At 52.4% G+C, this 820-nt stretch carries 1 protein-coding gene; it reads right to left on the bottom strand.

Annotated elements, in window-relative coordinates:
• Positions 1–52 precede the first annotated feature (52 nt).
• The gene (locus C3406_RS25855) at positions 53–757 is read right to left on the bottom strand and encodes an IS6-like element IS26 family transposase (RefSeq protein ID WP_001067855.1); all 705 of its coding nucleotides are present in this window, start codon (positions 755–757) and stop codon (positions 53–55) included.
• Between the last annotated feature and the right edge of the window lie 63 nt (positions 758–820).

The raw sequence follows: 820 nt of genomic DNA, 5'->3' as shown, positions 1-820 counted from the left end.
GGCACTGTTGCAAAGTTAGCGATGAGGCAGCCTTTTGTCTTATTCAAAGGCCTTACATTTCAAAAACTCTGCTTACCAGGCGCATTTCGCCCAGGGGATCACCATAATAAAATGCTGAGGCCTGGCCTTTGCGTAGTGCACGCATCACCTCAATACCTTTGATGGTGGCGTAAGCCGTCTTCATGGATTTAAATCCCAGCGTGGCGCCGATTATCCGTTTCAGTTTGCCATGATCGCATTCAATCACGTTGTTCCGGTACTTAATCTGTCGGTGTTCAACGTCAGACGGGCACCGGCCTTCGCGTTTGAGCAGAGCAAGCGCGCGACCATAGGCGGGCGCTTTATCCGTGTTGATGAATCGCGGGATCTGCCACTTCTTCACGTTGTTGAGGATTTTACCCAGAAACCGGTATGCAGCTTTGCTGTTACGACGGGAGGAGAGATAAAAATCGACAGTGCGGCCCCGGCTGTCGACGGCCCGGTACAGATACGCCCAGCGGCCATTGACCTTCACGTAGGTTTCATCCATGTGCCACGGGCAAAGATCGGAAGGGTTACGCCAGTACCAGCGCAGCCGTTTTTCCATTTCAGGCGCATAACGCTGAACCCAGCGGTAAATCGTGGAGTGATCGACATTCACTCCGCGTTCAGCCAGCATCTCCTGCAGCTCACGGTAACTGATGCCGTATTTGCAGTACCAGCGTACGGCCCACAGAATGATGTCACGCTGAAAATGCCGGCCTTTGAATGGGTTCATGTGCAGCTCCATCAGCAAAAGGGGATGATAAGTTTATCACCACCGACTATTTGCAACAGTGCC

This window comes from Leclercia sp. LSNIH8 (genome assembly GCF_002920195.1).
Classification (GTDB): Bacteria; Pseudomonadota; Gammaproteobacteria; order Enterobacterales; family Enterobacteriaceae; genus Enterobacter.
This window is presented reverse-complemented; position numbering and strand designations above follow the sequence as displayed.